The organism is Campylobacter sp. CS_NA3 (genome assembly GCF_027797495.1).
In the GTDB taxonomy this organism is placed as follows: domain Bacteria; phylum Campylobacterota; class Campylobacteria; order Campylobacterales; family Campylobacteraceae; genus Campylobacter_B.
In genome coordinates, this window is record NZ_CP115609.1 from 913,377 (window position 1) to 932,206 (window position 18,830).

22 protein-coding genes and 2 tRNA genes are annotated in these 18,830 nt (G+C 35.6%); 11 read left to right on the forward strand and 13 right to left on the reverse strand.

The window, feature by feature from the left end:
* Positions 1–47: 47 nt before the first annotated feature.
* A complete protein-coding gene (locus PF026_RS04510; RefSeq protein WP_270863952.1) occupies positions 48–641 on the reverse strand; it encodes a hypothetical protein in 594 nt (197 codons plus the stop codon).
* A gap of 348 nt (positions 642–989) precedes the next feature.
* Positions 990–1,406 carry an rRNA maturation RNase YbeY gene (gene ybeY / locus PF026_RS04515; RefSeq protein ID WP_270864031.1) on the reverse strand — a complete coding sequence of 139 codons (417 nt, stop codon included), beginning with the start codon at positions 1,404–1,406 and terminating at the stop codon, positions 990–992.
* Between the two features lie 56 nt (positions 1,407–1,462).
* Here ybeY and queC point away from each other — a divergent pair, with 56 nt between their 5' ends.
* Complete coding sequence (queC, locus tag PF026_RS04520; protein WP_270863953.1) at positions 1,463–2,131, forward strand: 7-cyano-7-deazaguanine synthase QueC; 669 nt, start codon at positions 1,463–1,465, stop codon at positions 2,129–2,131.
* Here queC and PF026_RS04525 read toward each other — a convergent pair.
* From PF026_RS04525 to mscL, 7 genes are read right to left on the reverse strand one after another with little or no spacing between them, the layout of a single operon-like run.
* On the reverse strand, positions 2,124–3,986 hold the full coding sequence (locus PF026_RS04525) for a primosomal protein N' (RefSeq protein ID WP_270863954.1): 1,863 nt from the start codon (positions 3,984–3,986) through the stop codon (positions 2,124–2,126). The genes queC and PF026_RS04525 overlap by 8 nt on opposite strands.
* Before the next feature lie 3 nt (positions 3,987–3,989).
* Entirely contained in the window at positions 3,990–4,457 is a 468-nt protein-coding gene (locus PF026_RS04530) for a type II secretion system protein (protein WP_270863955.1), read from the reverse strand.
* 57 nt (positions 4,458–4,514) lie between these two features.
* The gene (locus PF026_RS04535; protein ID WP_270863956.1) at positions 4,515–5,321 is read right to left on the reverse strand and encodes a phosphatidylserine decarboxylase; all 807 of its coding nucleotides are present in this window, start codon (positions 5,319–5,321) and stop codon (positions 4,515–4,517) included.
* 1 nt (position 5,322) lies between these two features.
* Positions 5,323–6,447 carry a metallophosphoesterase gene (locus PF026_RS04540; RefSeq protein WP_270863957.1) on the reverse strand — a complete coding sequence of 375 codons (1,125 nt, stop codon included), beginning with the start codon at positions 6,445–6,447 and terminating at the stop codon, positions 5,323–5,325.
* A gap of 30 nt (positions 6,448–6,477) precedes the next feature.
* Positions 6,478–6,906 carry a Crp/Fnr family transcriptional regulator gene (locus PF026_RS04545; RefSeq protein WP_270863958.1) on the reverse strand — a complete coding sequence of 143 codons (429 nt, stop codon included), beginning with the start codon at positions 6,904–6,906 and terminating at the stop codon, positions 6,478–6,480.
* Complete coding sequence (locus PF026_RS04550; RefSeq protein WP_270863959.1) at positions 6,861–7,100, reverse strand: cyclic nucleotide-binding domain-containing protein; 240 nt, start codon at positions 7,098–7,100, stop codon at positions 6,861–6,863. Before PF026_RS04550 ends, PF026_RS04545 begins: the two co-directional genes overlap by 46 nt.
* The gene (mscL, locus tag PF026_RS04555) at positions 7,097–7,495 is read right to left on the reverse strand and encodes a large-conductance mechanosensitive channel protein MscL (protein WP_270863960.1); all 399 of its coding nucleotides are present in this window, start codon (positions 7,493–7,495) and stop codon (positions 7,097–7,099) included. Before mscL ends, PF026_RS04550 begins: the two co-directional genes overlap by 4 nt.
* A gap of 120 nt (positions 7,496–7,615) precedes the next feature.
* On the opposite strand from mscL, the gene gltX reads away from it, so the two are divergent.
* Genes gltX through PF026_RS04570 form a run of 3 tightly spaced genes read left to right on the forward strand, consistent with a single transcriptional unit; the run spans position 7,616 to position 10,801 of the window.
* Positions 7,616–8,917, forward strand: a complete 1,302-nt coding sequence (gltX, locus tag PF026_RS04560) for a glutamate--tRNA ligase (protein ID WP_270863961.1) — start codon at positions 7,616–7,618, stop codon at positions 8,915–8,917.
* Entirely contained in the window at positions 8,914–9,183 is a 270-nt protein-coding gene (locus tag PF026_RS04565; RefSeq protein ID WP_270863962.1) for a YggT family protein, read from the forward strand. The genes gltX and PF026_RS04565 overlap by 4 nt, the downstream gene beginning before the upstream one ends.
* On the forward strand, positions 9,167–10,801 hold the full coding sequence (locus PF026_RS04570; RefSeq protein ID WP_270863963.1) for a lytic transglycosylase domain-containing protein: 1,635 nt from the start codon (positions 9,167–9,169) through the stop codon (positions 10,799–10,801). Before PF026_RS04565 ends, PF026_RS04570 begins: the two co-directional genes overlap by 17 nt.
* Positions 10,802–10,895: 94 nt before the next feature.
* Here PF026_RS04570 and PF026_RS04575 read toward each other — a convergent pair whose 3' ends face one another.
* A complete protein-coding gene (locus PF026_RS04575; RefSeq protein ID WP_270863964.1) occupies positions 10,896–11,393 on the reverse strand; it encodes a hypothetical protein in 498 nt (165 codons plus the stop codon).
* 187 nt (positions 11,394–11,580) lie between these two features.
* Between PF026_RS04575 and mobB the strand changes: the two genes are divergently transcribed.
* The 5 genes from mobB to PF026_RS04600 are packed head-to-tail and all read left to right on the forward strand — an operon-like array spanning position 11,581 to position 16,060.
* A complete protein-coding gene (mobB, locus tag PF026_RS04580; protein ID WP_270860796.1) occupies positions 11,581–12,069 on the forward strand; it encodes a molybdopterin-guanine dinucleotide biosynthesis protein B in 489 nt (162 codons plus the stop codon).
* 11 nt (positions 12,070–12,080) lie between these two features.
* The gene (locus PF026_RS04585) at positions 12,081–12,923 is read left to right on the forward strand and encodes a class 1 fructose-bisphosphatase (RefSeq protein WP_270863965.1); all 843 of its coding nucleotides are present in this window, start codon (positions 12,081–12,083) and stop codon (positions 12,921–12,923) included.
* 2 nt (positions 12,924–12,925) lie between these two features.
* Positions 12,926–13,117 (forward strand): hypothetical protein, encoded by a 192-nt coding sequence (locus tag PF026_RS04590; RefSeq protein WP_270863966.1) that lies wholly within the window; start codon positions 12,926–12,928, stop codon positions 13,115–13,117.
* Positions 13,118–13,126: 9 nt separating this feature from the next.
* On the forward strand, positions 13,127–15,058 hold the full coding sequence (metG, locus tag PF026_RS04595; RefSeq protein WP_270863967.1) for a methionine--tRNA ligase: 1,932 nt from the start codon (positions 13,127–13,129) through the stop codon (positions 15,056–15,058).
* A gap of 15 nt (positions 15,059–15,073) precedes the next feature.
* Positions 15,074–16,060, forward strand: a complete 987-nt coding sequence (locus PF026_RS04600; RefSeq protein ID WP_270863968.1) for a hypothetical protein — start codon at positions 15,074–15,076, stop codon at positions 16,058–16,060.
* Here PF026_RS04600 and PF026_RS04605 read toward each other — a convergent pair.
* The 3 genes from PF026_RS04605 to PF026_RS04615 all read right to left on the reverse strand — a co-directional run bounded on the left by PF026_RS04605 (position 16,057) and on the right by PF026_RS04615 (position 16,493).
* On the reverse strand, positions 16,057–16,257 hold the full coding sequence (locus PF026_RS04605) for a hypothetical protein (protein ID WP_270863969.1): 201 nt from the start codon (positions 16,255–16,257) through the stop codon (positions 16,057–16,059). The genes PF026_RS04600 and PF026_RS04605 overlap by 4 nt on opposite strands.
* A gap of 71 nt (positions 16,258–16,328) precedes the next feature.
* Positions 16,329–16,403: transfer RNA gene (locus PF026_RS04610), tRNA-Glu, on the reverse strand.
* A 14-nt stretch (positions 16,404–16,417) separates the two neighbouring features.
* Positions 16,418–16,493 (reverse strand) — tRNA-Lys (locus PF026_RS04615).
* Between the two features lie 250 nt (positions 16,494–16,743).
* Here PF026_RS04615 and PF026_RS04620 point away from each other — a divergent pair.
* Both PF026_RS04620 and PF026_RS04625 read left to right on the forward strand, forming a co-directional pair.
* A complete protein-coding gene (locus PF026_RS04620) occupies positions 16,744–17,862 on the forward strand; it encodes an acyl-CoA dehydrogenase family protein (RefSeq protein ID WP_270863970.1) in 1,119 nt (372 codons plus the stop codon).
* Positions 17,863–18,023: 161 nt separating this feature from the next.
* Entirely contained in the window at positions 18,024–18,830 is an 807-nt protein-coding gene (locus PF026_RS04625) for a phosphate/phosphite/phosphonate ABC transporter substrate-binding protein (RefSeq protein ID WP_270863971.1), read from the forward strand.

Consider the following 18,830-nt stretch of genomic DNA (forward strand, 5'->3'; position numbering starts at 1 on the left):
TGATTATTGAATTATCTTATTTTTTTTGGTGGGCAAGGATGCCCACCCTACGATACTTTCAAATTTAAGTTATTTTTGTATTTTATATTTAAATTTATTAGTAAATAAATTTCTATTATTAGGAGCATACAAGCAATTAAATATGCAATATATTTAACTTTATAGTGCCAATCCCAATTTTGTCTTACATAAAACATTGTTTCATTACAATTTCCGTATTCTAGTAAAAATCCATCAGCCATTTTTATAGTTACGCATTTTTTATTTATATAATCGTCTTTAATTTTATCGCAAAACGAAACATAATCGCTATTGATGCCCATTTCGCTTAATAAATCATCTTTATATTTATGAGTAAAATTTTTACTATTTTTAGTATTATGGATAGAAATTAAACACCCAGCATAATTTCTATATCCACCCTTGCCGTATTTATATTCTTTGATAATCCCTGAAACCACATACGGATTTTTAATATATTTTTCTAATGGAACAGCTGAATATCCAATAAAAAACAATACTGGAATAATAAATGCAAATGCTAAAATTAAAAAACCTGAAATATTATATTTTTTATCAAAAGCAAATTTGATTAAATCGTTAAATTTATCTACATATTCCAACGGATTTTTAAATTTCATATTCTACCTTTCGTTTTTGTTGTCATTGCGAACGAAGTGAAGCAATCCAGCAAACAGCGAAGCTGTTTTAAAATCAAACATTGTTTAAATTTACTGGATTGCTTCGAAATGCTTCGCATTTCTCGCAATGACACCTAACTGAAAATTCAAATTCAGGTCGTATCTGATAATCATCAAATACAAAATTCTATTTTTAAATTTGCTCTTTTGCTTCAACTTTGTCATTTTAAGCGTAGCGAAGTATCTCGTAGATTTACAAAACAACTAAATTGTAAATTTAAACATAAGATTTTTCGCAATGCTTAAAATGGCGACAAAACCAAATCGCTATTACTCAAAATTTATCCTTTATTCCAGCGTTCGCACGATTAGACTTTTTGGAAGTTTGAATTTAGTGATGATTTCACACTCTTTTTCACGCATTTGCCCGTTATCGATTTCGTGGTCAAAGCCCAAAATATGCAAAAGTCCGTGCGTAAATAAAAGCGCGATTTCATCGTCATTTGAGTGCGAAAATTCTAGTGATTTTTGCTCTACCAGATCCAAATTTATCACAACAGAGCCGATGAGCTTAATGTCGCCGCCAAACGGCACATTTTCAAGCGGAAAGCTAAGCACATCGGTAGTTTTGTCAATGCCACGCTCATTTTTGTTGATTTCTCGCATTTCTTCACTTCGCACAAATACAAGCTCGACGGCGTCATCACTAAGCTCAGCTAGGATTTCGCCCAAAATTGGCGGATATTTTTCATCACAAAGTATCAAATTTAAGCCCTTTATATCAAATTTTTCGTATAATTCTACCAAAAAAAGGATTAAATTTGAAAAAAGCTTTATGCATCATCAGCGGCGGTATGGATAGCGCCACAAGTGCCTATATAGCGAAATCGCAAGGGTATGAAATTTACGCACTGCATTTTGATTACGATCAACGAACTATGAAAAAAGAAAGGCAGTGTTTTGAGCAAATTTGTGATGATCTTGGCGTAAAAAGGCGCAAAATTTTAGATGTTTCGTTCATCGCAAATATCGGTGGAAACGCCCTGACCGATACGAATTTGCAAATTTGCAAAAGTGGTTTAAGCAAAGAAATTCCAAACACCTATGTGCCGTTTCGCAACGGAATTTTTTTAAGCATTGCGACTGCGCTAGCCGAAGTTTGGGGTTGCGAAGCACTATTTATCGGCGTTGTTGAAGAAGATAGTAGCGGCTACCCTGACTGCTCGGAAAATTTTATAACTAGTATGCAAAAAGCACTAAATTTAGGCACCAAAAGCGATTTTAGCGTGGAAATCAAAACTCCGCTCGTGCATTTAAGCAAAATGCAAATCGTGCAAAAAGCGTTGGATTTGGGCGTTAAACTCGAACACACTTGGAGTTGCTACGAAAATGAAGACAAGGCTTGTGGGCATTGCGACAGCTGTCGTTTAAGGCTTCGTGGCTTTGAAATGGCTGGTTTAAAAGATAAAATTCCTTATGAAATTAACTAAAATTTATAGGGTCCATATCGATTTCTAAATTTGGCAAATCTCGCACCAAATTTGCTGCGTTTATAAGTGCTTTTGGCGAATTTGAACGAAGCAAAATTTCATAGCGATATTTTGAAGCGATATATTCGATTCCTGCTTTGCCATGCCCGATGATTTCGACATTTGGTGCAGTTTTTAAAATTTGCACGGCTTTCTCTGTTGTATCTTTTGCCGTGCCGTCATTTTTATGTGAAATCAAAATTCGCAAAAGTCTAGCAAATGGCGGATATAACGGCTCTCGCATAGTGCTTTCATCGCTTAAAAACTCATCATAATTTTCTATATAGGTTTTAAAAAATTCGCTCTGCTCGGTCTGCACAACCACTCTACCCCGCCCTGCACGACCCGCACGACCTGCAACTTGCATAACAAGTGCGAGAGTTTTCTCTCTTGCTCTAAAATCGGCATAGCTTAAATGCTCGTCAATGCCCATAATAACGGCTAAATCGACATTGTGATAATCATGCCCTTTGCTAAGCATTTGAGTTCCTACCAAAATGTCGATTTTAGCGTCATTGAAATCTTTAAGCAAATTTTCTAGCTTTTTTTGTGTTGTGATTTCATCGCGATCAAATTTAGCTATTTTTGCGTTTGGAAATTTATTTTCAAGCTGTTTTACGATTTCGCTAGTGCCGATTTTACGAGCTTCCATAAGGTTTCCGCCACATTTAGCACAAGGAATTTTATAAAAATTACTAAACCCGCAATAATGGCATTTTAGCGAATTTGATTTTTCGTGATAGCTCATCGCAACAGCGCAAAACGGGCATTTTTGAATCGTTTTGCAATTTTGGCAAATTATATATTTGTAATTTGCCCTTGTTGGTAAAAACACGATGACTTGGCGATTTGCGTTTAGGCTTTTTGAAATTTGCGAAAGTATCGTATCAGAAAGAGCGGTTTCGCAAATATCATAGATAAATTTTTTCTCGCTTTGAAAAAATGTCCCTTTTAGGCGAAAATTTGGCTGTTTGGCATAAGTTGTTAGACTTGGCGTTGCGCTTCCTAAAACTACCTTCATACCTAGTTTTTTGCCGATAAAAATCGCTAAATCTCTTGCGTTATAACGGGGTTTTTGGTTTGATTTATAGCTATCGTCGTGTTCTTCATCGACGACGATTAAGCCTGAATTTGTAAAAGGCAAAAATAACGCCGAACGCGCCCCTGCGATAAGTTTAATTTCACCTTTGGTAAATTTTTCTAAAATTTCACTCTTTTTTTTTGGCGTGATTTTTGAGTGCCAAAGTGCGATATTTTCGCCAAAATAACTTTTTAAGCGTTTTTCCATTTGCGGTGTTAGGGCGATTTCTGGCATTAAAAAAAGAGATTGTTTGCCTTGTTCTAGCATTTTTGCGATTAAATTTATGTAAATTTCGCTTTTTCCGCTTCCTGTATCGCCAAAAATGAGTGAAGTTTCGTTTTTGTCGGCGAATTCGTAAGCTTTTTGTTGTTTGTCGGTTAAATTTGGCAAATTTTCAAATTTGCAAATTTGCAAATTTTGCTCTATTTTTTCGCACGGCGTAAAAATATCAAAAACCATGCCGATTTCGCAAACATAATAATATGCGATAAATTCGGCTAAATTCGCCTGATACGGCGTAAAATATAAATTTGTAATTTCTAAAATTTCTTTGATTTCAAATTTTTTGCCATTTTGAAAATTCGGCTCATCACAAATACCTAAAATAACGGCATTTTTAACGCTTTGTTTTCCAAGCGGAATTTTAACAATGCTAAAATCTGGAATTTTTTTTTGGCTAAAATATAAAAGCGGTTTTAGATTTGAACCTAAAACCGCTGTTTTGTAGTATGGCATAAATTATTCGGCCAGTTTTCGACAAGTGGCAGCATCGTTATCGGCCGTATTATTTTGATGATCACAATCAAATGAGCCAGCAGGATGCACTCCATCAGGACTTGCCACCCTGTAATAAGTAAAAGTTGTGCATTTGCCTGCGACACAAGCTTTATATTTCAAATTATCATCTCCGTCGATTTGCCAACCATTTCTATCATTTCCTGCATATAGTGGTTGCTGTAAAATATTACCAAACATAGCAGTAGTGTTGTTTATATCAGGCCAACTAACATCGCCTTTCATCAAATTTTCAGATCTTTTTAATGAAAGACCACTTCTTATAGCAGCGACATCGCCTCTCATTTTAGCAATAGTCGCATCGTCCCTAGTAGCTGCTAACCTAGGCACGGCAATACCTGCTAAAATACCCAAAACAACGATAACGAACACAAGCTCAATCATCGTAAAAGCTGAACTAAACTTTTTCATACTAAATCCTTCGATTTAAAGTCTATCTATTCTACTAAAAAAGTTATAAAATTAATATTAATTTAATTTAAGTTTTGCTATGGTTTGCGAAAATTTTACACTTTCGTTGCTTTGTAGTTTAAACTCTAAAAATTCACTCTCACTAACCACCACAACCGTCGAGCCAAGCTCGAAATTTCCGAGCCTTTCACCTTTTTTAATCTGCAAATTTTCATATTTATAAAGCATTTTTTGCAAATTTTTGGCATTTGTCTGAATTTTTTCATCAAATTCAAACTTCATTTTCCCGACATTTAAAGCACCCACAAAAACAAGCCACAGCTTCCCGCCGTTTGGCATCTTGCAGCGTAAAATTACCCGTTCATTTAATGCGTATAGATTTGGAATTTTTATAAGATATTTTTTTGCCACGCTATAAAGTTTGGCTGGTATATAAAGTGCTTCTTCGATAAAAATATCGCACGGAGCGTGGTAATGGTGGTAGTCTTTTGGACTAAGATAGATATTTGCGTAAGCCAAATTTGCATTTTTTTCACTTTCTTTTAAACTCTCGTCCAAAAGTTCGCCCAAATCATAAAAATGCCCCTTAACGCAAATCGCCTTTAAATCGCTACTTACGCCGTTTTCAAAAATCACGCCGTCGCTTGGGCTGATAAAACTCTCAGCCGAAGTATCAAATTTTCTATCTCTTAAAAGCTTTCTTGTAAAAAGTGCATTAAGGCTTTTAAATTCGCAAATATCGGCAAATTCGCTCATATCGATATTAAAATGCGAAACATATTTTTTATTTATGAAAATTTGCAAAAATTTTGGAAATTCAAAATTTGCCATTACGCCAAAAATCCGTGATATAAATTTATCCATTTTAAGCCTTTCTTAATTTTAAAAGTGCGATTTCATTTGGAGCTAAAAATCTCATCGGCGGCCCCCAAAAACCCGCACCGCTACTAACATAAATTTGCTTAACGCCGTCATCATAAAGCCCGTGCAGATATTTTTGATCTATCATCACTAAAAGCGAAAACGGGAAAATTTGCCCTGCGTGAGTATGCCCGCAAACGCACAAATCAACTTCATCTTTTACATTTTCGTTAATAAATTTTGGCTGATGAGCTAATAAAATCTTTGGTTTTTGCGGATTTGCACCGCTTAGCGCTTTTTTTAAATTCGGTGCTAAAAAGTTGAATTTTTCGCCGCTTCTATCATGCACTCCGATTAAATTCACACCACCAAGCTCTATGCATTCATTTTGCAAAACTTTCACGCCGTTATTTTGTAAAACCTTTATCAAATTTTCTGCACCGCGGTAATACTCGTGATTTCCCGTTACGAAAAAAATCGGCTTTGAAATCTGCTTTAATGGTTCTAGCATATCGCCGATTTCTTCGGCTTTTATATCAAACATATCGCCCACGATGGCTACGGCATCATGCGGGACAGAGTTTATTTGATCTACAATGACTTGCAAAAAATCTCGCTTTAAAAATTCGCCCAAATGTATGTCGCTAACCACCGCCAAATTTAGCTCACCAGTTAAATTTTTGATTTTAACTTCCACTTCGTTTATTTTTGGAATTCTAAAAGCGTTAAAAAAGCCCTTAAAAAGGTAAGTAAAAGCAATTATCACAAATGAAATATCAAGGGCGATTTTTAAAAATTTTCTTCTATTTTCGTTAAATTTGGTCGTTTTTAGCGTGATTTCAAAAATATCATAAATCATACAAACTAAAAACACGCCAAAGCTAATCGCCATAGCATAAACGCAAATTTTATAAAAAAATTCGCTTGGCAACATCGCTCTGGTGCCGATAGAGATGAAATAAATCATCTCTAAAATCCAAAATGCTAAGCAAAAAATCGCCGTAAAAAATTTGATTTTTTTACCAAATTTATATGAGCTAAAACGCGCCGTTATCGAGCGAAAAACATAATAATTTAAAAACCAAAACAGCGTAGTAGCGATAATAGGAAACAAATATAAAACTTTCATAAGCGCAAGTCTAGCATAAAACGGCTAAATTCACACTTTTGTTTCGTCAAATTTGACAACTTTGCCGTTGTCATCAAAAACCAAAAATCCGCTTTTTTTGAATTTGCTTATCATGCGAGATAGCGTTTCGGGCGCTAAATTTAAAAGATTTGCAATTTGTGATTGCTTTGAATTTTTAAATAATTCAAAATTTTCTTTTATAAACGAAACCACTCTTTCATCGGCACTTAGTAAGATATGGCGTTCGATTAACGATTCTAGCGTCCTAATCTTATATGTTAAAGATTTTATGATTTCTATACAAACATCAGGGTTTCCCATAAATTCGGATTTAAATTTGGCATAATTTATCTTTAAAACTTCCCCGTCGCCGACAAAAGCACAAGTCGCAGGATAAGGTATTTCTTCGAAATTTACCCGTTCTGCGACAAATGAAATCGATTTTGTCGTATGAAGCAAAATTTCTCTGTTTTCGATGAAGTTTTATAAATTTTAACCATACCTTGCGTTAAAATCAACAAATGTTCGCTTTTTTCGCCTTCAAAAAAGAGAAAATCGTCTTTTTTATAGCTTTTAAAAAACGAAATCTCTTCAAGGCGTTTAAGCTTTTCGTCGCTTAAATTTTCAAAAAACGGAATTTCTTTTAAATTCATTTTTTAAGGCTATCCCTGATTTCTCTAAGTAGCAAAATATCTTCGCTCGGTTCAGCCGGAGTTTCAGGCTCGGCAGGTTTTTCTCTTTTTAATTTATTTATAGCTTTAATCGCCACAAAAATACAAAATGCGATAATGGTAAAATCGATGATATTTTGTATAAACGCGCCATAATTTATGCTAACAGCAGGCGTTTCGCCGACTGCTTCTTTTAAAATCACTTTTAAATCGCTAAAATTTACGCCGCCTGTGATGACGCCGACAATCGGCATAATCACATCGCCCACAAGCGAAGTTACGATTTTTCCAAACGCTCCACCGATGACGACACCCACTGCCATGTCGATAACATTGCCTTTAACAGCAAATTCTTTAAATTCGCTAATAAAACCCATAAATTTACTCCTAAATAAATTTTTGCGATATTAGCACTTTTAAACTTTGTTTTTGCTTTTTCTTAGAATTTTTAAAGTATAATCAGCCTTTAAAATTTAAATTTATTTAGGAATTTTACAATGTATCGTTTTGCACCAAGCCCCACAGGCGACATGCACATCGGAAACCTGCGCGCGGCAATCATAAATTTCGTCCTTTCACTCCAAGATAAAAGCGGATTCATCTTGCGTATCGAAGATACCGACAACGAGCGAAACATAGACGGAAAAGATAAAGAAATTTTAGAAATTTTAAGCAAATTTGGAATTTCGTGGCAAACGCTGTATTATCAAAGTAAAAATTTGAAATTTCACAGAGAATTTGCGGCAAAACTTTTAGCAGAAAAAAAGGCGTTTTGCTGTTTTTGCACGGAAGATGAACTTGAAATTAAAAAAGAAAAAGCTAAAAATGAAAATAGAGCATATCGCTACGACGGAACCTGCGAAAAAATGAGCGATTTGGAAGTTTTAGAGTGTGATAAACCTTTTGTAATCCGCCTTAAAAAACCTGAGAATACTATGAAATTTACAGATTTAATCAAAGGCGAAGTTAGCTTTGAGCCTGAAAATATCGATAGTTTTGTCATAATGAGAGCCGATAAAACGCCTACTTATAACTTTGCTTGTGCGATCGATGATATGTGCGAGGGCGTAAGTTGCGTGGTGCGTGGAGAGGATCATGTCTCAAACACGCCAAAACAAAATTTAATCAGGCAATATCTAGGATACGACAAAGAGATAAAATACGCGCATTTGCCGATTATTTTAAATGAAAACGGCAAAAAAATGAGCAAACGAGAAAATAGCTCGTCTGTAAAATGGCTTTTAGAAAGTGGTTATTTGCCCGAAGCCATTGCAAACTATCTGCTTACTTTGGGAAATAAAACGCCGTGCGAAATTTTTACTTTAAGCCAAGCCGCAGAGTGGTTTGACATAAAAAATATCTCAAAAAGCCCTGCTAAATTTGACATTGACAAACTATCTTTTATAAATAGAGAGCATATCAAACTTGCCACGCCGTCTCGTTTGGCTGAGCTTTTTGGGTTGAGCGAAAAATTTGCAAATTTGATTAAATTTTACACACAAGAAAGTAGCTTGGTGCCTGAAATCAAGGCAAAGGTCGAAAAAATTTACTCTAAAAAAGAAATTGGGAGCGAATTTAGCGAAAATGCTGAAATTTTACGCCAAAAAATCAATGAATTTGATAAAATTCCAACCGAATTTAGCGAATTTAAAACAAATTTAATGGAAAAAAGCGGTTTAAAAGGCAAAAACTTTTTTATGCCGTTAAGATTGCTTTTAACTGGCGAAGCCCATGGACCCGAGCTTAGCGAACTTTGGGGCTATATAAAAGATGATATAAAGGAAATTGTTGCGTTATGAGTATAATTTTGTTTTTGTTGCATTTGGCTATTAGAGTCGCTGTTTTGGTGATTTTCATCGCTTGTATTATCAGCTTTTTGCCGATAAATCCATACAATAAATTTGTGCGATTTTTTCGCAATTTAACCGAACCGCTTTTTAACTCTGTGCGAAAAATCATACCGACAAATGTCGGAATGTTCGATTTTGCGCCACTTATAATACTTTTTATTTTAATGTTGCTTGATAATTTGATTTTAAGGTTAATATATGCGAATAGTTTTTAAATTTGCCATTATTTTGTTGCTTCCGTGTGCTATTTTTGCCGAAATTTTAAGCTACGAAGAGCTAAAAGACAAACCAAAATCTTTGGCGAAAGATTATTACATTTATCGTTTAATCGATGAGACAAAATACGATAAAAAGCAAATAAGAGCCCTAAAACAAAGCGGAATTTATCGCAACAAAGGTAAATTAAAAAAAGAGCTTGATAAAATTTTCCCGCCAGTTAAACCAAAAGATAAATGCGCAGGAGTTGGCACAAAAAATATTTTAGATGCAAATTTAACCTGCATAAAAGCAAGGCTTTATCCAAGTTTTATCGCGAAACTGCCAAATGAAACGAAGTTAAAACTAGCTTCAGATTTAGCACAAAACCACCCAAATTTGGCAAATAGATTAATCGGATTTAGCAAAGAAAATCCTTTGGCGTATTTTGAAAGCTTGGGCGATGCTGCAAATTTCATCTCATATTATAATTATGCTTCGCCAAAAAGTATCGAACTAAACGGCGAAAATGAAGAATTTTATACAAATTTAGCCGCGAATTCGGACTTTTATGCGATACTGCACGATTGTGTGATAAATAAAAAACATACGAATTTACGCCATTTTATCTTGCAAGCAAACCCTGCTCTAAGCGATCCTAAAAACGCATTTTTGCTCGGCGTAAATGCACTGACTTTTGGCGAAGAGCAAAAAGCAGTAGAATTTTTCAAAACTGCCACAAAGGTAGAAAAATCGGCTCATAACGCTGATAATGCCAAATTTTGGATTTATCTGCTAACGAAAGATGAAAATATCTTAAACGAACTTGCTAATAGCAGCGTTTATAGCATTTATTCGCTTTATGCAAAAGAACTTACGGGAAATAAAAGCATAAGTGTCATTATCCCTGAACCCACAGCCGACGCGCCGAAAAACTACGACATAAGCGATCCTTTTAACTGGGTTCGCACCAAAGCAAAAGCCGATAAAATGAGCAAAGCCGAGCTTATCGAATTTGCTAAATTTTTCGATACCAAAGCCACAATCGGCGAGTATAGCTACATTATGAATAAAGCCACAGGCTATAAAGATAATTTTTATGCTATGCCGTTTATGGAATTCATCGGTGATGGCGATAACCACCGAAAGGCTCTGCTTTTAGCCATCGGGCGACAAGAAAGCAGATTTATCCCAGGTTCGGTTTCGACTTCGTATGCGCTTGGAATGATGCAGTTTATGCCGTTTGTCGCAAACGATTTAGGCAAAAAACAGCTAAAAATGACGGATTTTGACCAAGATGATATGTTTAAACCCCAAATCGCTTATAAATTTGCGAATTTGCATATCGATTACCTTGAAAAAAGCCTAATTAGCCCTGTTTTTATCGCATACGCGTATAACGGCGGTTTGGGCTTTACAAAGCGATTGCTTCAAAGGGGCGATTTGTTTAATAAAGGCAAATACGAGCCGTTTTTGTCAATGGAGCTTGTAACATTTGCCGAAAGCAGAGATTACGGCAAAAAAGTTTTGGCAAATTATATAATTTATCGTCAAATTTTAGAGCCAACTGCGAAAATTTCAGTCAAAGAAGAGCTTGAAAAACTTTTAAAACCAAGTTTGAGTGATAAAATTCGCTAAATTTTTGTCTGTTTTTGGTGGGCAAGGATTGCCCACTCTACAATACTAGTTTGATTGCTTGTAACAAAAAAAGCTAGGCTAAATTAATTTATAATCAATCATCAAGCTTTATTTTCGGATTCCAATACATCGATTTTGAAACTTTTCGAAAGCTAAATTTAGCCTCTAATCCGTTAGTTGTGCGATATGAAATGCTTAAATAATCAGCCCCGCTTTTTGGTGCGGTGATTTTATAGGTGCGAGACCAAGGGATATTAAAAGCGACTTTTTGCATAAGCGGATCGTCTTTGCTAAGCTCGACTACAACGACATTTTCGCTACTTCCGTTAATTTTAAGACTAGATTTGTCAAATTCTATCTCTTTTGGATAGGCACTAAGCAAAAAAAACTCATCTTCGTTTTCATTGCGAATTTCGGGCATTACGGGATTTAAATATGTCGCAATCGCCAAATATCTATCATTTTCTTTAACCGATTCAAACTTTTGCGTATAAGCCATAAATTCGTTTTTTATCGGCTCGTGAATTTGCTCTTTTTTCGAGCAAGAAAACAAAAAAAACGCACCAAAACATACCAAAATAATTTTTTTCATAAAAACTAACCTTATAAATTTAAGCTAAACTCGGTAATTCTAGCGAATTTTTACTTTTTTAAGAATAAATCCAAAACCAATGCGATGATTTTTAAATTCGCTCAACAAATTTTGAAAAACTCAAAATTTTAAAAGGCTAAATTTGGTATAATCCTTAGATTTTAATGCAAAGAATTTAAGGAATTTTATGAAACGAGTTGCTATTGCGTTTAGTGGTCCGTCAAATAACGGCAAAACTACGCTTATTTGCAAGGTTGCGAAAAAATTTATTGATGACGGATTAAAGGTTGTGATTGTAAAACACGATCCAAAAGACAAGGCTAAATTTGACACCGAAGGCAAAGATAGCTTCAAATTTAGCGCTCTTGGAGCCGATGTCGTCGTGGCAAGCCCGACAAGAACGACATTTTTTTCGCAAAATAAAATGCAAATCGAACAAATCATCAAAATGGTTGATGAGTTTGATATTTTGATTGTCGAAGGGCTAAAAACACTTCCGCTTCCACGAATTAGCCTATTTTTGGATAAAATCGATGAAAGCTATCTGCCGTTTTCAAATGCGATTGCTTCAAATTTAGGCGATGAAAAAATGTCTAAATTTAATCTTCCGTTTTTTGATATTAACGACACAAACGGCGTTTGCGAGTGGATTTTGCAAAATGCAAAAAAAGTCTAAAAGGATAAAACATGCAAGAAATTTTTAAAACAATAGAAAATATCGCCAAGAAAATCAGCAACGAGCTTAAATTTGCCGAATTTGGCTACACGCAAAATCAAAACTCAACAGGCGACACACAGCTTAAATTTGATGTTTTAAGCGATAAAATCATAGAAGATGAATTTAAAAATTCGAGCCTTGTTAAAGCTTTGGTGAGCGAAGAAAAAGATGAAATGCTAACAATCAACGAAAAAGGCGAATTTATCGTAGCTTACGATCCGCTTGACGGGTCAAGCCTTTTTGATGTGAATTTTGCTATCGGCTCGATTTTTGGAATTTACAAAAATGAAATTTCTAGCAAAAATTTAGTCGCTGCTGCTTACACACTTTATGGACCACGCCTTGAAATGGTAATTTGCGAAAACTCGCCCAAACTTTATCGCTTAAATCCGCAAAATGAGTTTGTTTTTATAAATGAATTAAAATTGAAAGAAAAAGGCAAACTAAACGCAACGGGAGCCACGCAAAAAGGTTGGAGCGAAAAACACAAAAAGCTTGTAAATTGCTTATTTGAAGAAGGTTATCGTCTTAGGTATAGCGGCGCTATGGTTAGCGACCTGCACCAAATTCTCATCAAAGGTGGCGGACTTTTTAGTTATCCAGCGACCTCGGACGCACCAAATGGAAAGCTTCGCGTTACATTTGAAGTTTTGCCTTTTGCTTACATTTACGAAAAAGCAGGTGGCGCCACGACAAACGGCACTTCAAATTCGCTTTTTGAGATAAAAATCGAAAAAATTCATCAAACCAGCCCATGCTTTTTTGGCTCAAAATACGAAATAGCCAAACTTCACGAAATTTACGGAAAATAAAAATGGAAGAAAAAGATTCTTACGAGATAGAATTTGATAAAAAAACCCAAATTTTGCTTGATTGCCAACAAAATTTGAGCATTGATAGTTGCTTTAAATGCGAGAAAATTTTAGATTGCCAAATTCGCGATGATTATGTCAAGGCGACCTTTGAAAATATGTCAAAAGGTCAAAGTGGCGGATTTGATTTTTAAGGAAAGATTATGGAAAAAAGATTTGTTACAACACCGATTTATTATGTCAATGATGTCCCACACATAGGACACGCTTATACTACGATTATTTGCGATTGTATGGCGAGATTTTATCGTTTGCAAGGGCATGAAACATTTTTTTTAACAGGCACGGACGAACACGGACAAAAAATCGAAGAAGCCGCTAAAATGCGAGATAAAACGCCACAAGCTTACGCCGATGAAATCAGTGCAAAATTTAGAAATCTTTGGGACGAATTTGAAATAAGTTATGATAAATTTATTCGCACAACAGATGATTATCACAAAAAAACGGTTCAAAATGCTTTTGAGATAATGCACAAAAACGGCGATATTTACAAAGGCGAGTATGAAGGCTTTTACTGCGTTAGCTGTGAGAGTTTTTTCCCAGAAACGCAGTTAATCGACGGCGAATACTGCCCTGATTGTGGTAAAAAAACGCGAATTGTCAAAGAAGAAAGCTATTTTTTCAAACTCTCAAAATATGAAGATAAACTGCTAAAATGGTATGAAAACAGCGAAAAATGCGTTCTTCCTGGCGGCAAAAAAAATGAAGTTATTAGCTTTGTCAAAAACGGCTTAAAAGATCTCTCCATTACCCGCACGAGTTTTGACTGGGGCATAAAACTTCCAAATTCACTAAATGAGCCAAAGCATGTAATGTATGTTTGGCTTGATGCCCTGCTTAACTATGTCTCAGCTCTCGGTTACACCATAAACGGCGAAAAAATGGACTTTTGGGGAAACACGCTTCATGTCGTCGGCAAGGATATTTTGCGATTTCATGCTGTGTATTGGCCTGCGTTTTTGATGAGTTTGGATCTGCCACTTCCAAAACACATAGCAGCACACGGCTGGTGGACAAGAGACGGCAAAAAAATGAGTAAAAGCTTAGGCAATGTAGTAAATCCAAAAGAAGTGGCTGACGCTTACGGCTTGGAGCAGTTTCGCTACTTTTTACTACGCGAAGTGCCGTTTGGGCAAGACGGCGATTTCTCGCAAAAAGCGATAATCTCTCGCATTAACTCAGAACTTGCAAACGATTTAGGAAATTTGCTAAATCGCATTATCGGCATGAGTAGCAAATACTCAAATTTTGTGATAAATTCAAAAGATACTGCAAAATTCTTTACAGATGAGTTAAATGAAACAAAAATTTACTTGCAAAATGCCATAAATTCGCTTGAAGAAGTTGCAACAAATCGCTATTTAGAAGAGCTTTTTAGAGCTCTTACTTTGGCAAATACAGCCATCGCAAAATACGAGCCGTGGAATTTGATGAAAAACGGCAACGAAGAAAAAGCAAACGCTCTTGTTGCGCTTGTGGCAAATATTTTAGCCAAAGTTGCCATTTTGCTAAGTCCTGCAATGCCAAAAACTGCCGTTAAAATCGGCGAAGCACTAGGTTTTGAGATAAATTCGCAAAACTATGAAAGACTTATTTTAAAAGATGAAATTTTTGATTTTAAAGCTAGTGCCGTTGCACCGCTTTTTGCAAAAGTCGAAACCGAACTTATGGCTAAGCCAAATTATGAAACCGCAAATTCGCAAAATACGGCAAATTCGACAAATAAACCTGAAACAAAATGCGAAAATTCGCAAATTTCAATCGATGATTTTAAAAAATGTGTTATCAAAGTCGGCACGATTTTAGAGTGCGATAGCGTCGATGGTAGCGAAAAACTTTTGAAATTTAAAATAGATCTTGGCGAAGAAAATCCACGCCAAATAATGAGCGGAATCGCCAAATACTACAATCCAAAAGATTTAATCGGCAAACAAGTTTGCGTTTTGGCAAATTTAAAACCACGAAAAGTTTTTGGAAATATGAGCGAAGGTATGATTTTAAGCGCAGAAGATGGCTCATTAACGCTTCTTGGCACTCACGGCGTGGTTAAAAACGGCGCAGTTGTAGGGTAAATTTAGGGGCAAATTTTGATAAACATTATAAATCTTGCAAGGCTAAGCGGGGGCGAACTTATAAACGAACCAAGCGTTAGCGTTGTGGAAGGTTTTGCCTACAAAAGCGAAAGCGTAAAGTCAAAATTTGCCTTTATCGACATTAACGGCGATGAGAGTGAAATTCAAAAAGCAATCGAGCTTGGAGCGTATGCGATTATTTTTAGTGGCGATTGCGAGATAAAAAATAGCGAAATCGCACTTATAAAGGTTGCGAATTTAAACCAAGCGCTAACTCGTTTGATAGTCTTTTTTGCAAATTCAAAAAACCACAAATTTGTGCGAACAAATTTAATACAAAATGAAATCCTAAAACGATTTGTTTTGCCAAAAAGCGTCTTGTTTGCGCCACAAAATCTGCATGAATTTTTAGTTATTTTAACCGGTGGCGAAGATGAAAAAATCTTTTTTTGCAAAGACGGCGAGATTTTGGAAAAATTTGGTTCAAAACTTTTGAAAATAACGCCAAATTCGGATTACGAAATGCTTTTTTTAGGCTCAATTTTCTTTTCAAATTTCATTTTTGATGAAGTTTATTATCAAAATTTACCGCTTCCTAGAATTTTCATCGATGAATTTTGCGGAATTGTAGAGTTTTTAAAAGAACAAAATATAAATTATAAAATCGGAGATTTGCGAAATTTAGAGCATTTTGAGCCTGTTTTTGTAGATAGATTTTTTAGAATTTGCAAATTTGGCGAGAGTTATCGCGCTTTTATCTGCGAAAGCGATGAAACGCTTTTTGTAAAAGTAGCAAGCTTTCTTACAAAAGAATTTAGCCAAAATATCGTTATTTCGCTTCCGTGGAGCAAAGAGATAAAAGGCATAGACGCTGATTTTCGCTACAATCGCCTTGAAAATTTAAAAAATATAAAAGATTTTCATTATGCTTTGGTAAATTGTGATAAAAACTCGCTTTTAGAGATGTTAAATTCGCACAAAATTCAAAATTCGCTATTTTAAAATTGTACTTGCGCACTTATAGAAATTTTCTTTTGTGTAAAATATTTATTCCAATCAAATAATAAAAAGATTGCAATCCCTATTTTATCGTTATTGCAAGTCGATAAGCGCAAGGATAAATTTGTTAAATCGCTTTTCGTGCTTCGGATAAGCTTGTCAAGATTTTCAAATCTTATAGAAAAATCAAAAGCACTCATTATTCAAGTCCTTACACAAAATAAGACAAAGGAAAATAAATTTCCCAACAAATTTAAACATAAAAAAGCTTTGGTGACCCTTACGAGAATCGAACTCGTGTTGCCGGCGTGAGAGGCCGGCGTCCTAACCGCTAGACGAAAGGGCCACAAAACATCAAAATGGTGTCCCGTGCGGGGTTCGAACCTGCGGCCGCCTGATTAAGAGTCAGATGCTCTACCAACTGAGCTAACGAGACACGAACTAGTATTTTATAACTAAAAAAATAAAAAATCTATAAAATTTGTGGTTTTCAAATGAATTTATAAAATTTAATCAGTAAAATGCCTTTTCTTTCGTTTCATTTTCTTTCATTTTTTGCAAATTTAAAACTTAAAATAATATTAATTTAAAAATATATTATTTTTTTTAATGGTGTTAAAATATAAATTTTAGTAATATTAAGGATTTTAGACGCAAGGTTTGCGTAGAACAAAAAAAGGACTTGAATGTCAGAAATCTACAAAAAGGCAAGAGAATTTGCCAAAAAACACATTGATCCGTTCGTAGTTGCAAATGACGAAAATAAGGCATTTGCGGTTGAAACATTTAAAGAAATAGCAAATGAAGGATATTTTTCGTTAGTTATCCCAAAAGAGTATGGTGGAGCTGGGCTTGGCATAGAAGAACACGCTGAAATTTGTATGGCGTTTGCCGAAAGTTCGGCTAGTGTCGGGCTTTGTTATATGATGAGCAATGTTGCGTTATTTTGTCTAAATAAATATGGTAGCGACGAGCTTAAAAAAGAGGTTTTCAAATCTATCGTAGAAGAGAAAAAATTCGCCGCCCTTGCATATAGTGAGCTTGGAAGCGGAACGCACTTTTATATGCCTGATACGACAGCTAAATTTGAATCCGATACTACCACGCTAAATGGCTTAAAAAGTATGGTTACAAGTGGCGGATATGCAAGTTTTTATCTTGTTTTAGCCCGCGGCAAAGACGGCATTGATAACTGGTGCATTCCACTTGGAACGCAAGGCTTGGAGTTTTTAAGCAACAGCTGGAACGGGCTTGGCATGAGAGCAAATGTATCTTGTCAGATGAAAATGGACAATCTAAAACTAAATAATAAATTTCGCATAGGTAGTCCAGATACCGGTATGGAGCAGGTTTTTAACGGCATTGCGCCACTTTTTGTATGTGGTTTGGCAGCCGTTTATAGCGGTGTTTGTAAGGCGATTTTAAATGAAGCTATTTCGCATTCTACAACGCGAAAATATGGCGACGATAAACCACTTTGCGCGATAGAAACGGTTCAAATTCACCTAGCAAAAATTTATGCAAAAACAAATGCAGCAGTGCTTGGCACAAAAGAAGCTGCAAAAGCCATCGCAAATGGCGAAGAAGACGCATTTGCTAAGCTTCTAAGTGCAAGAATTTTTGCAAGTGAAAGTGCGATAGAGTTAGCAAATATCGGTATGCGAATCGGTGGCGGAAAAGCGTATAATAAATTTGGAAATATGGAGCGATATTTGCGTGATAGCCTAGCAAGTCAGATTATGGCGCCAAGCGTCGATGTCCTTACAATATGGCTAGGAAAAGCAATCACAGGTCAAGAGATATAGTAAATTTAGAAATAAACCAGCCTAATCTTGGGGCGATATATCACAAAACTCGCTCACGCAGACATACCAGTCTAGCATTTTACTCGTTTTGCTCATAAACGCCCCAATCTGTCGGCATTTGCAATGCAAATTTGCAAATTTAAATTTAATAAGGAAAATTTATGCAAACAATAAAACTAGGAGCCGTCATCTACGCACCACAAGTTACTGTTATTTGGGGCATTATCGCTGATTTTTTCAAAGAAAACGGACTAAATTTAGAGCCTGTTTTCTTTAAAGATTACAAAATGCAAGTCGATGCGCTTTTAAAAGGCGAAATCGACATTGCGTGGAATTCGCCATTAGCCTATTTAGACGCATTTTTGCGAAGCAAAGGAAGCGTTTTAAACTCAGCCATGAGAGATACCGATAACGATAGAAAATCTTATCTAGTAACGACAAAAGAGATTGCAAATTTAAGCGATTTAAAGGACAAAAAAATCGGCTTTGGAGCTTACGATTCGCCACAAGCAAGGCTAATTCCGATAAATCATTTGCATTTAAACGGACTTGAATTTGGTAGTGATTATGAAGAAGTTCGATTTGACATTGGCGTGGGCTTACACGGCGATCATGTCGGTGGCGAGCTAGACGCCTTTAAAGCACTCGAAAAAGGCGAAGTATCGGCTTCATGGATGCTTGATATGAACTATGAGCGTTGGGCAAGTGATGGCACTTTGGATAAAGATAAATTTGTCATTTTAGATGAAACGGCACTATTTGACCACTGTATTTTCAACGCTAGAAGCGATTTTGATAAAAATTTGCTAAATGAGTTTGAAAGAGTGTTATTTTTAATGGATTATAACAATCCAAAACACAAAGAGATGATGGATTTAGAAGGTCTTAAAAAGTGGGTCAGTGGTCGCACAAAAGGCTTTGTTCAAATCACTCAGGCAAATGAATATTTAAACTTTTTTGGTTATTAG

What these genes read in the sequence shown, in the direction of transcription:
- PF026_RS04510 (WP_270863952.1), bottom strand. Translation starts at nt 641, where the DNA reads ATGAAATTTAAAAATCCGTTGGAATATGTAGATAAATTTAACGATTTA.
- PF026_RS04525 (WP_270863954.1), bottom strand. Translation starts at nt 3,986, where the DNA reads ATGCCATACTACAAAACAGCGGTTTTAGGTTCAAATCTAAAACCGCTT.
- PF026_RS04530 (WP_270863955.1), bottom strand. Translation starts at nt 4,457, where the DNA reads ATGAAAAAGTTTAGTTCAGCTTTTACGATGATTGAGCTTGTGTTCGTT.
- PF026_RS04535 (WP_270863956.1), bottom strand. Translation starts at nt 5,321, where the DNA reads ATGGATAAATTTATATCACGGATTTTTGGCGTAATGGCAAATTTTGAA.
- PF026_RS04540 (WP_270863957.1), bottom strand. Translation starts at nt 6,447, where the DNA reads ATGAAAGTTTTATATTTGTTTCCTATTATCGCTACTACGCTGTTTTGG.
- PF026_RS04550 (WP_270863959.1), bottom strand. Translation starts at nt 7,100, where the DNA reads ATGAATTTAAAAGAAATTCCGTTTTTTGAAAATTTAAGCGACGAAAAG.
- mscL (WP_270863960.1), bottom strand. Translation starts at nt 7,495, where the DNA reads ATGGGTTTTATTAGCGAATTTAAAGAATTTGCTGTTAAAGGCAATGTT.
- gltX (WP_270863961.1), top strand. Translation starts at nt 7,616, where the DNA reads ATGTATCGTTTTGCACCAAGCCCCACAGGCGACATGCACATCGGAAAC.
- PF026_RS04565 (WP_270863962.1), top strand. Translation starts at nt 8,914, where the DNA reads ATGAGTATAATTTTGTTTTTGTTGCATTTGGCTATTAGAGTCGCTGTT.
- PF026_RS04570 (WP_270863963.1), top strand. Translation starts at nt 9,167, where the DNA reads ATGCGAATAGTTTTTAAATTTGCCATTATTTTGTTGCTTCCGTGTGCT.
- PF026_RS04575 (WP_270863964.1), bottom strand. Translation starts at nt 11,393, where the DNA reads ATGAAAAAAATTATTTTGGTATGTTTTGGTGCGTTTTTTTTGTTTTCT.
- mobB (WP_270860796.1), top strand. Translation starts at nt 11,581, where the DNA reads ATGAAACGAGTTGCTATTGCGTTTAGTGGTCCGTCAAATAACGGCAAA.
- PF026_RS04585 (WP_270863965.1), top strand. Translation starts at nt 12,081, where the DNA reads ATGCAAGAAATTTTTAAAACAATAGAAAATATCGCCAAGAAAATCAGC.
- PF026_RS04590 (WP_270863966.1), top strand. Translation starts at nt 12,926, where the DNA reads ATGGAAGAAAAAGATTCTTACGAGATAGAATTTGATAAAAAAACCCAA.
- metG (WP_270863967.1), top strand. Translation starts at nt 13,127, where the DNA reads ATGGAAAAAAGATTTGTTACAACACCGATTTATTATGTCAATGATGTC.
- PF026_RS04605 (WP_270863969.1), bottom strand. Translation starts at nt 16,257, where the DNA reads ATGAGTGCTTTTGATTTTTCTATAAGATTTGAAAATCTTGACAAGCTT.
- PF026_RS04620 (WP_270863970.1), top strand. Translation starts at nt 16,744, where the DNA reads ATGTCAGAAATCTACAAAAAGGCAAGAGAATTTGCCAAAAAACACATT.
- PF026_RS04625 (WP_270863971.1), top strand. Translation starts at nt 18,024, where the DNA reads ATGCAAACAATAAAACTAGGAGCCGTCATCTACGCACCACAAGTTACT.